The sequence below is a fragment of the Pseudobutyrivibrio sp. genome (assembly GCF_017471675.1).
GTDB lineage: Bacteria > Bacillota > Clostridia > Lachnospirales > Lachnospiraceae > Pseudobutyrivibrio.
On record NZ_JAFUSK010000033.1, the window covers coordinates 17,873 to 28,326 of the forward strand.

Consider the following 10,454-nt stretch of genomic DNA (forward strand, 5'->3'; position numbering starts at 1 on the left):
TACTATGGTACGTAGTATGACAGGATACGGCAAGGGCTTTGCTGAAAATGAAAATGCCCGTGTCACAATCGAAATGAAATCTGTTAATCATCGATATTTGGATTTGAATATCAAGCTTCCAAAGAAGCTTAATTTCTTAGAAAGTCTTATTCGAAACAAAATCAGCGAAAGTATTTTCAGAGGAAAGGTTGATGTTTACATCACTTTAAATGAGCATTCTGATGCATGTTATAAGGTGTCTATTAACGATATCATAGCTAAGGAATATTTTGATTCCATTTCAGCTATGGCAACTAAGCTTGGCATCGATAACGATTTAAAGGCAAGTAATATTGTGCGTCTTCCAGATGTGATAGAGCTAGAGGAAACTGACTCCGATGAGGACGAGCTTAAATCATTAGTTTTATCAGCCCTTTCAGATTGCATTAATCAGTTTATTGATGCACGTATTGCAGAGGGAGCTCGTCTTGAGGAAGACCTTATTGCTAAAATGGACGAGATGCTTGTGCTTGTAGATAAGCTTGAAAAGCGCAGCCCTGTTATTATTGAAGAATACAAGACTCGTCTTACAACTAAGATACATGAGCTTTTAGAGGACAATCACATAGATGAAAACCGCATAGCTCAAGAGGTAACCATGTATGCTGATAAGGTATGCATCGATGAAGAAATGGTTCGTTTAAAGAGCCATGTCGCTGAGACACGTTCAGTATTTGAGCTTGATAAGGAAGTGGGCAGAAAGCTTGATTTCCTTGCTCAGGAGCTTAATCGTGAAGCTAATACCATTTTGTCTAAATCTACAGATGTAGAAATAGCAGATATTGGTATTACACTTAAGACACTTATTGAAAAGGTTAGAGAACAGATTCAAAATATAGAATAATATGTCATTTGTTAATATTGGTTTTGGAAATATAGTAAATAGTAATAAGATTGTATCTATGATTACCTCTGATTCGGCGCCAGCCAAAAGAATTGTTGCCGGCGCTAAGGAATCTGGTAATATTATTGATGCCACACAGGGGCGTCGCACTAGGTGTGTTATCATCTGCGATGATTACGTTGTTTTATCTGCACTTATGCCTGATACAATTGCTACTAGAATAAATGGTAATCCACCAAAGGAGGAAATATAAATGGTAAGCGACAAGGGTCTTGTTGTTGTTCTTTCAGGCTTTTCAGGGGCTGGTAAGGGCACAATTATGAAGCACTTATTAGAGGCTCATCCAAACGATTACAATCTTTCTATTTCAGCTACTACCCGCGGTATGCGCGCTGGGGAAAAGGACGGCAGAGAATACTTCTTTAAGACCAGAGAAGAGTTCGATAAAATGATTGAAAATAATGAGCTTTTAGAGTATGCCACATTTAACGGTAATTCTTATGGCACACCAAGGGCTTATGTAGAACAGCTCATTGAGCGTAGAAAGGATGTTATCCTTGAAATTGAAATTCAGGGTGCTCTTCAGGTAAAAAAAATGTATCCTGATGCACTATTATTATTTACAATGCCACCAAGCGCTAAGGAACTTGAAAACAGATTGGTTGGCAGAGGCACTGAGACAGAAGATGTTATTAAACAACGCCTTGCAATATCTTGTAAGGAATCTCAGTTCATGAATCAGTATGATTACCTGATTGTAAATGATTCTTTAGAAAAGGCTGTAGATCAGGTTCATAATATAATACAGGCAGAGCATTTTAAGGTTGAAAGAAACAGCTCGTCTATAAAAGAAATGCAAGAAGAATTAAAGGTGTTTGAAAGGAGTAATTAATTATGATACATCCATCTTATGTAGAACTTATGGAAAAGGTAAATGAGAATGTTGAGGTAGGTGAGGAGCCAGTTGTAAACAGCCGTTATACAATCGTTGCTGCTACAGCTAAGCGTGCACGTCAGATTATTGATGGTGCTGAACCACTTATCGATTATACTAAAGGGGAAAAGCCACTTTCTATCGCTGTTAACGAGCTTAATGAAGGTGCTATTAAAATCATTAACGAGGACACAAACAACTAATTTATGAAAGTATTATTTGTTTCATTAGGCTGCGATAAAAACCTTGTTGACTCAGAACACATGCTGGGGGATTTGATTGACAGTGGTTTTAGTATCTGTGACAGTGAGGAAGAAGCAGACATAATTGTTGTTAATACATGCTCTTTTATTGCTGATGCAATGGAAGAAAGTATTCAGACCATTATTGACCTTGGTTCATACAAGGAAAATGGTCATTTACAGGGGCTTATAGTTACAGGCTGTTTGGCAGAGCGTTTTACTGATGAGATTCTTAAGGATTTACCTGAGGTAGATGCAATCATTGGTACTAATTCTTACGATGAGCTTGTTAAGGCTATTAATATTGTTCTTGAAAAGAATGGCAAGAAGCCCGTATTCAAAAAAGAGCTTGTTGGTCTTCCAAGGGATGGCAGAAGAGTTCTTACTACAGGCGGACATTATGCCTATCTTAAGATTGCTGAGGGTTGCAACAAAAGATGTACTTATTGTGCAATCCCTTATATTAGAGGCAATTATCGTTCAGTTCCAATGGAAGCTCTTATTGCAGAGGCGAAGGCACTTGCGGAAGGCGGTGTTAAAGAGCTTATTCTTGTAGCTCAGGAGACTACCGTTTATGGAATTGATATTTATGGTGAGAAATCTTTAACAAGGCTTTTACATAAGCTTTGTAAGATAGAAGGCATTGAATGGATTAGGATTCTTTATGCATATCCAGAAGAAATTACAGATGATTTAATTGAATGTATGGCATCAGAGCCTAAGATTTGCCATTACATTGATATGCCTATTCAGCATTGTAATGATGATATCCTTAAAAAGATGGGTCGTAAGACCAATAAAAAGGATATCATGGATATAGCTGCAAGATTAAGAGCTGCAATGCCTGATATTTCCCTTAGAACTACACTTATTTGTGGGTTCCCAGGTGAGACTGAAGCCATGCATCAGGAGCTGATTACCTTTATTAAGGACATGTCCTTTGATAGACTGGGTGCATTTGCTTATTCTAAGGAAGATGGCACAGTTGCAGCTACAATGGATAATCAGGTAGATGATGAGCTTAAATTAAAATGGCAGGATGAAGTTATGCTTTGCCAAAAGGATATTTCTCTTTCAAATAATGAGAAATATATCGGTCGTGTATTAAAGGTGTTTATCGAAGGAAAGCTTCCTGAGGACGGAGTCTTTATAGGACGTACCTACAGAGATACACCTAGTGTTGATGGTTTTATTTTTGTAAACAGTGACACCGAACTTGTAAGCGGTCAATTTGTTGACGTTGAGGTTACAGGTTATGATGAATACGATTTAATAGGAGATGTAAAGCTATGAATTTAAAAGAAATGAATTTACCTAACAAACTTACACTTTTTAGAGTTGTACTTATTCCTTTCTTTGTTTTATTTTTGCTAATAAACCCTGAAAGTTTAGCACTTCGTATTATTGCAGATCTTATCTTTATTGTTGCTTCTTTAACAGATATGTTAGATGGTAAGATTGCTCGTAAATACAACCTTGTTACTAACTTTGGTAAGTTTATGGATCCACTTGCAGACAAGCTTTTGGTTTGTTCAGCAATGATTTGTTTAATATCTACTGGTCAGCTTTATGCATGGATAGTTATAATTATTGTTGCACGTGAATTTATTATTTCAGGATTTAGATTAATTGCAGCTGAAAATGGCGTTGTTATTGCAGCTAATATTTTTGGCAAGCTTAAGACTGTATCTCAGATGATTATGATAATTATCCTTGTTGCTAACCTTCCATTTGGCTGGCTTCAGGTATTAGGACAGATTTTCATTTGGGTTTCACTTATTCTTACAGTACTTTCACTGGTAATTTATATTTATCAGAATAGTGATGTTCTTAAGGAGCAAAAATAATCATGGATACAGCTGCTTTGATTAACGAGCTTTGTAGCAATCATTACACAGTTGCCACTGCAGAATCATGTACCGGAGGTCTTATTGCAAGCTCTATTGTAGATGTTTCTGGAGCTTCTGATTGTTTTAATGAAGGCTATGTTACATATTCTAACCAGGCCAAGATGAAGAACCTGGGTGTATCTGCTGATACGCTAAAAAGTGTAGGTGCAGTTAGTAGAGAAACAGCTACAGAAATGGCATTAGGTGTTAGAAGGGTGGCAAATGCTACCTTTGGTCTTTCATCTACAGGCATTGCAGGACCAACTGGTGGCACTAAGCTTAAGCCTGTTGGGCTTGTTTACATTGGTTGTGCTTATTCTGACAATGATTGTATTGTTAAGGAATTACATCTCAATGGAGACCGAAGCCAGGTTAGGGCTGCTGCTGCAAAGGAAGCTCTTAATCTTTTAGCTGAATGTATGGATAAATTAAAGGTGATGGCATGAGAGTAATAGCAGGAAATAATCGTGGATTAAATCTGCAGGCACCTGAGGGGATGGACACACGTCCTACCACAGATAGAATTAAAGAAACTCTTTTTAATATGATTGCTTTTGATTTACCGGATGCTAATTTCTTAGATTTATTTGCAGGTAGTGGGCAGATAGGTATAGAAGCTCTTAGCAGAGGTGCAAAGGAAGCTGTTTTTGTTGAAAAAGATAAAAAAGCTTATGATTGTATAGAAAAGAATCTTGTAAAAGCAAAGCTTACTGATAAGGCTACAGTGCTTAAGACTGATATATCTATGGCACTTAATAATCTAAATAACCATGAAAGCTTTGATATAGTTTTTATGGACCCACCTTACGATAAGCTTATAGAAAAGCAGGTATTAGAGCAGCTCAAGGATAAATCCTACATAGATGATTATACTCTTATCATTGTAGAAGCCAGCCTTAATACAAGCTTTGATTATGTAACAGATTTAGGTTACGAAATTACAAAAGAAAAAATTTACAAAACAAATAAACATATATTCTTAAAGAAGGCGTAAAATGAAACGAGCAATTTATCCCGGAAGCTTTGATCCTATCACTTTTGGGCACTTAGATATTATTACTAGAGCAAGCAAGCTTTGTGATGAGTTGATTGTGGGAGTTTTAAATAACAAGCAAAAAAATCCGTTGTTTTCCATCGATGAACGTGTTAGTATGATAAAGGAATTGACTGAAAATTTAGACAACGTTCGAGTGGAATGTTTTGAAGGTTTATTAGTTGATTTTGCAAAAGAAAAAGATGCTCAGGTTATAATTAGGGGTCTAAGAGCGGTTACTGATTTTGAAAATGAGATTCAGTTAGCTCATGCCAACAGAGTTCAGTATCCTCAGCTTGAGACTTTATTCATGACCACATCCTTAAAATATGCTTATTTAAGCTCTACTGTTGTTAAGGAATTTGCATCTTATGGAGGAGATATCAGCCTATTTGTTCCAGCACAGGTTATACCTCTCATAGAAGCCAAAATAAACAATAAGGAGAAGTAATAACATGGCAAGTACAAGTAAAATCGAAGATATCATCGATGAGATTGAAGCATACATTGATGATTGCAAGCCATCTGCATTTTCAACAAACAAAATTGTTGTTAACAGAGATGAGCTAGAGTCATTAATCCAGGAGCTTAGAACAAAGACTCCTGATGAAATTAAGAAATATCAGAGAATGATTGCTAATCGTGAGCAGATTCTTGCTGATGCTAAGGCTAAGGCAGATGAAATTATCAGCCAGGCTCAGGTTCAGACAAATGAGCTTGTTTCTGAGCATCAGATTATGCAACAGGCATACGCACAGGCAAATGAGGTTATCCTTATAGCTCAGAAGAACGCTCAGGAAAAAATTGATAGAGCAACTGAGGATGCTAACAATATTCGTATGGGAGCTATTGCTTATACTGACGAGCTTCTTGCAAATATTCAAACAATCCTTGCTAATTCTATCGAGACTACTAAGGCTCGTGATGAAGCTTTCCTTAACACTATGCAGGTATACCTTGATACTGTTAATGGAAACAGAGCAGCACTTGTTCCTGATTCATTAAATGATGGGGATGCTGATCCTGCTGCAAGTTTAGATTCTACAGGAGAGGCAGCAGCTACTGAGCCAAGCTTCGAGCAAGCTGAGGCTCCATCGTCAAATGATGATGACGATATTCCAGCTCTTGATATACCAGAGCAATTTTTTAATAAAGAGTAGATTTATATGCAAAAGTTTTTACCAGTTTGTAGAAAAGATATGGATGAACGTGGCATAAAGCAACTAGACTTTGTTTATGTCTGTGGCGATGCTTACGTGGATCATCCTTCATTTGGGGCGGCAATTATTTGCCGCCTTCTTGAATTGCATGGATATTCCGTAGGAATTATTGCCCAGCCAGATTGGAAGGACGATAATTCTATAAATATTTTAGGAGAGCCACGTCTTGGCTTTTTTGTTAGTGCGGGAAATATGGATTCCATGGTTAATCACTACAGTGTTTCAAAGCATAGAAGAGATTATGATAACTATTCTCCAGGCGGTAAAATCGGTCTTAGACCAGATTACGCTACTGTGGTGTATTGTAATTTAATAAGACATACCTATAAGAAAAAGCCTATTATCATCGGTGGAATTGAGGCGTCACTTAGACGTCTTGCGCATTATGACTATTGGTCAAACAAGGTGCGTCGTTCCATATTACTTGATTCTGGTGCAGATTTAATATCTTATGGTATGGGCGAGCGTTCAGTTATTGAAATAGCAGATTGCCTTGCATCGGGTATGGATGTAAAGGACATTACATATATTGATGGTACTGTTTTTAAGACTAGAGATAAGTCCTTCATTGAAGATGGACTTATTCTTCCTAGTTTCGAAGAAATTAAGGCGGATAAAGCAACATACGCTAAAAGCTTTTACACTCAATACGTAAATACGGATGCATTTACCGCTAAAAAGCTTGTTGAAACATACGATGGTGCAATGTATGTTGTTCAAAATCCTCCACAGAAGCCATTAACAAGACAGGAAATGGATGATGTTTATGCTATCGAATACATGAGAACCTATCATCCTATGTACGAAAAGGACGGCGGTATTCCTGCTATCAAAGAGGTTAAATTCTCTTTGATTAGTAATAGAGGATGCTTTGGTGGCTGTAATTTCTGTGCCCTTACTTTCCATCAGGGAAGAATTATACAGTCTAGAAGCCATGAATCTATTATCAACGAGGCTAAGCTTATCACTGAAGATCCTGAGTTTAAAGGATACATTCATGATGTTGGTGGGCCTACTGCTAACTTTAGAAATCCATCTTGTAAGAAGCAGCTTACAAAGGGTGTATGTACAAATAGACAGTGTCTATTCCCAACTAAATGTCCTAACTTAGAGGTAGATCACAAGGATTACGTAGCCCTTCTTACTAAGCTTAGAAAGCTTCCAAAGGTGAAGAAGGTATTTGTTCGTTCAGGTGTTAGATTCGATTATGTTATGTATGACAAAGACGATACATTCCTTCGTGACCTATGTAAATATCATGTTAGTGGACAGTTAAAGGTTGCTCCAGAGCATATTTCGAATAATGTTCTTAGCTACCTTGGTAAGCCAGATATTTCTGTTTACAACAGTTTTTGTGATAAATACGCTAAGATTAACAAGGAGCTTGGCTTCAAGCAGTACCTTGTTCCATATCTTATGAGCTCACATCCAGGTAGTACACTTGATGATGCTATAGCTTTGGCTGAATATTTGCGTGATCATCATTTGTCACCAGAACAGGTACAGGATTACTACCCAACACCTAGTACAATTTCTACAACAATGTACTATACAGAAATCGATCCTAGAGATATGAAGCCTGTATATATCTGCAAGAATCCTCATGAAAAGGCTATGCAGCGTGCTCTTATTCAGTATAAGCGACCAGAAAACTATGATTTGGTTAAGGAAGCTTTAATCAAAGCTGGTCGTGAAGATTTAATAGGATTTGGAGAGGAATGCCTGATTCCACCTAGAAATATTAAGGGTAAGGAATTCAAGAAGGCTGACTCAAAGAAAAACTATTCTAAGAAGAATGCTTCTAAGAAATCTGATTCTGTAAAGAATAATAAAAATACCAGAAATAAGAATTCTGGAAAGCAAAGTAGACCAAATGAAAGAACTAAGAATAGAAGAAAACGATAGTAATCAGCGTTTTGATAAGTATTTAAAACGTGTTCTTACAGAGGCTAGCACTAGTTTTATTTACAAGATGCTTAGAAAGAAGAACATCACACTTAACGACAAAAAGGCTGATGGTACTGAAAAACTTAATACAGGCGATGTTGTCAAAATTTGGTTTTCTGATGAAACTTATGCCAAGATGACAGGAGCTGGTGAGCGAGACGAACTTTATTATTCCTTAAAGGAAGTTTCACATGATATCAAGTTGGTTTTTGAAGATGATGATATGATTATCATTAATAAGCCTACAGGTATCAAATCTCAGAAGGACTCACCATCAGATATTTCTATCAATGAAATGGCCATTTCATACATGATTGCCAAGGGCGAACTTAGTGAAGAAAGCTTCAAGCATTTTCATCCTAGCGTGTGTAATAGACTTGATAGAAACACATCAGGCATTGTTTTATTTGCTAAAACTCTTAAGGCAGCTCAAACTCTTGGAGAAGCTTTAAAGGAACGTAGCTGTAAAAAGCTATATAGAGCTGTTGTTATCGGAAGAATTGATGATGAACAGCTAATAGATGGCTTCTTATCAAAGGATGAAGCTACTAACAAGGTTTCTATTACTAAGAATGAAACAAAGGATTCTAAGCCAATTAAAACAGCGTACAAACCTATATCTCATATAGGGGATGATTTTACATTATTAGAAATTCACCTAATTACAGGACGTACACATCAAATCAGAGCACATCTTGCTTCAATAGGTCATCCTATTTTAGGTGATAATAAATACGGAAATACGATAATAAATAAAAGGGAGAAGGTAAGAGGACAGCTACTGCATGCTTATTCAATAGAATTTGCTGATGGTAGAAAATATGTCTGCGAACTTCTGGGGGAGTTTAATGGCTACATATAAATCGCGTGGTCTTCGTGGTTCCACATTCGAAGAATTCATAAATAAAACTAATGAGGTCTATGCCGAAAACGGTTTAGCCCTCATTCAAAAAATTCCAACACCTATAACACCAATTGATATGGATAAAAAGGGGCATATAACTCTCGCCTATTTTGACCAGAAATCTACAGTAGATTATGTTGGTGCTATACAGGGAATCCCTGTATGCTTTGATGCTAAGGAATGTAATAAGGACACATTTCCCCTTCAAAATATCCATGCCCATCAGATTGATTTCATGGGTAAATGGGAGGGTCAGGATGGTCTGGCGTTTATCTTGATTTTCTTTAGCGAAAGAGATGTATATTACTATCTTACATTTGAAAAGCTTAAAGGTTTTTGGGATAGAATGCAGGAAGGTGGTAGAAAAAGCTTTCGTATTGAGGAGTTAGACGAACAATATTTTTTTACAACTAAACCCAATCTTTTGGTTCCATATTTAGATATGATAAATATTGATCTTAGCAACAGATAATGAATACTAAAGAGGATTGATTATGAAGAAGAATTTAAATGAAATAATTGACCTGAAAAAATTACTATTAATTGTTACTTTATTAATTATTTTTATTCATTCATTTAATATATTTCAACTTAAGAAGGGATATTTTTTGGATGAGACAGCAACTTTTTTCTATACTAATTGCAAAGCGATTTCTATTCCAGAAGCAATTGATGCTATAAAAAATCATACAGTAAATGAATACTCAGCAAAGCTTTGGGATACATTTATTGGTGGACATGATTATAAAACATACGATGAAGCAATGGATAGATACACTGTCAATTCACAGAATAGATTTGATTATTTAAATGTGTATGTTCTGACAGCAATGGATGTTCATCCACCTTTATATTATGACGTATTAAAAACGATTTGTTCTTTATTTCCAAAGCTCGATATAATGATTGCAGGCTTTGTTGTAAATATTGCTTTTTTACTTTTAACCTGCCTATTTATTTATAAGATTGGATTAATTATTTTCGATAAACAGTATTTATTAGCTTTAATTCCTACTTTGTATTATGGCTTAAGCTTTGATTTTGTAAATAATGCTACTTTCTATAGAATGTACGCTATGCTTACATTTTGGTTTGTTATTCTTTTGTATTATTCATTACAATGGGCTCATAATGATTGTAAGGAAGATAAGAAAATTTATCGTAAAATTTGCATAATTGAATTTTTAGCAATGCTTACTCAGTATTTTGCATTGTTTTTTATACTACCTATTTTTATTTTAAATATGATTCTTCTTAAAAAGAACGTAAGTGTAGCTAGAACGGCCGTCTTGGAAAGCCCATCCCAAAATGCCATAATCCTTTCAGGAGGAAAACATTATGGTCAAAAGAAAAAATTACAACTGGAATAAAATCAGAAAAGAGTTTCAAGAGTCAGATCTTA

At 36.0% G+C, this 10,454-nt stretch carries 14 protein-coding genes; all 14 read left to right on the plus strand.

Translation table 11 applies throughout. From position 1 onward, the window contains the following. The first annotated feature begins 4 nt into the window (after window positions 1-4). The 14 genes from IJ535_RS05980 to IJ535_RS06045 are packed head-to-tail and all read left to right on the plus strand — an operon-like array spanning window position 5 to window position 10,422. A complete protein-coding gene (locus IJ535_RS05980) occupies window positions 5-883 on the plus strand; it encodes a YicC/YloC family endoribonuclease (protein WP_294300102.1) in 879 nt (292 codons plus the stop codon). A 1-nt stretch (window position 884) separates the two neighbouring features. Then, window positions 885-1,136, plus strand: a complete 252-nt coding sequence (locus IJ535_RS05985; protein WP_294293438.1) for an extracellular matrix/biofilm biosynthesis regulator RemA family protein — start codon at window positions 885-887, stop codon at window positions 1,134-1,136. Next, a complete protein-coding gene (gmk, locus tag IJ535_RS05990; protein WP_294300104.1) occupies window positions 1,137-1,775 on the plus strand; it encodes a guanylate kinase in 639 nt (212 codons plus the stop codon). 2 nt (window positions 1,776-1,777) lie between these two features. Continuing rightward, window positions 1,778-2,020: a DNA-directed RNA polymerase subunit omega gene (rpoZ, locus tag IJ535_RS05995; protein ID WP_294293446.1), complete on the plus strand. Its 243-nt coding sequence runs from the start codon at window positions 1,778-1,780 to the stop codon at window positions 2,018-2,020. A 3-nt stretch (window positions 2,021-2,023) separates the two neighbouring features. Beyond that, window positions 2,024-3,352 carry a 30S ribosomal protein S12 methylthiotransferase RimO gene (gene rimO, locus IJ535_RS06000; RefSeq protein ID WP_294300107.1) on the plus strand — a complete coding sequence of 443 codons (1,329 nt, stop codon included), beginning with the start codon at window positions 2,024-2,026 and terminating at the stop codon, window positions 3,350-3,352. A gap of 11 nt (window positions 3,353-3,363) precedes the next feature. Beyond that, the gene (gene pgsA, locus IJ535_RS06005) at window positions 3,364-3,906 is read left to right on the plus strand and encodes a CDP-diacylglycerol--glycerol-3-phosphate 3-phosphatidyltransferase (protein ID WP_294293458.1); all 543 of its coding nucleotides are present in this window, start codon (window positions 3,364-3,366) and stop codon (window positions 3,904-3,906) included. A 2-nt stretch (window positions 3,907-3,908) separates the two neighbouring features. Next, window positions 3,909-4,394 (plus strand): CinA family protein, encoded by a 486-nt coding sequence (locus IJ535_RS06010; RefSeq protein ID WP_294300109.1) that lies wholly within the window; start codon window positions 3,909-3,911, stop codon window positions 4,392-4,394. Then, window positions 4,391-4,942, plus strand: coding sequence for a 16S rRNA (guanine(966)-N(2))-methyltransferase RsmD (rsmD, locus tag IJ535_RS06015; RefSeq protein ID WP_294300112.1), 552 nt, complete (start codon window positions 4,391-4,393; stop codon window positions 4,940-4,942). The genes IJ535_RS06010 and rsmD overlap by 4 nt, the downstream gene beginning before the upstream one ends. Window position 4,943: 1 nt before the next feature. Next, window positions 4,944-5,432: a pantetheine-phosphate adenylyltransferase gene (gene coaD, locus IJ535_RS06020; protein ID WP_294300114.1), complete on the plus strand. Its 489-nt coding sequence runs from the start codon at window positions 4,944-4,946 to the stop codon at window positions 5,430-5,432. Window positions 5,433-5,436: 4 nt separating this feature from the next. After that, window positions 5,437-6,141, plus strand: a complete 705-nt coding sequence (locus tag IJ535_RS06025) for an ATPase (protein ID WP_294300117.1) — start codon at window positions 5,437-5,439, stop codon at window positions 6,139-6,141. Between the two features lie 6 nt (window positions 6,142-6,147). Beyond that, complete coding sequence (locus IJ535_RS06030) at window positions 6,148-8,106, plus strand: YgiQ family radical SAM protein (RefSeq protein ID WP_294300119.1); 1,959 nt, start codon at window positions 6,148-6,150, stop codon at window positions 8,104-8,106. Continuing rightward, window positions 8,075-9,010: an RluA family pseudouridine synthase gene (locus tag IJ535_RS06035; RefSeq protein WP_294300120.1), complete on the plus strand. Its 936-nt coding sequence runs from the start codon at window positions 8,075-8,077 to the stop codon at window positions 9,008-9,010. The genes IJ535_RS06030 and IJ535_RS06035 overlap by 32 nt, the downstream gene beginning before the upstream one ends. Beyond that, a complete protein-coding gene (locus IJ535_RS06040) occupies window positions 8,997-9,524 on the plus strand; it encodes a Holliday junction resolvase RecU (protein ID WP_294300122.1) in 528 nt (175 codons plus the stop codon). The genes IJ535_RS06035 and IJ535_RS06040 overlap by 14 nt, the downstream gene beginning before the upstream one ends. 22 nt (window positions 9,525-9,546) lie before the next feature. Continuing rightward, entirely contained in the window at window positions 9,547-10,422 is an 876-nt protein-coding gene (locus IJ535_RS06045) for a hypothetical protein (RefSeq protein ID WP_294300124.1), read from the plus strand. Window positions 10,423-10,454: the final 32 nt, after the last annotated feature.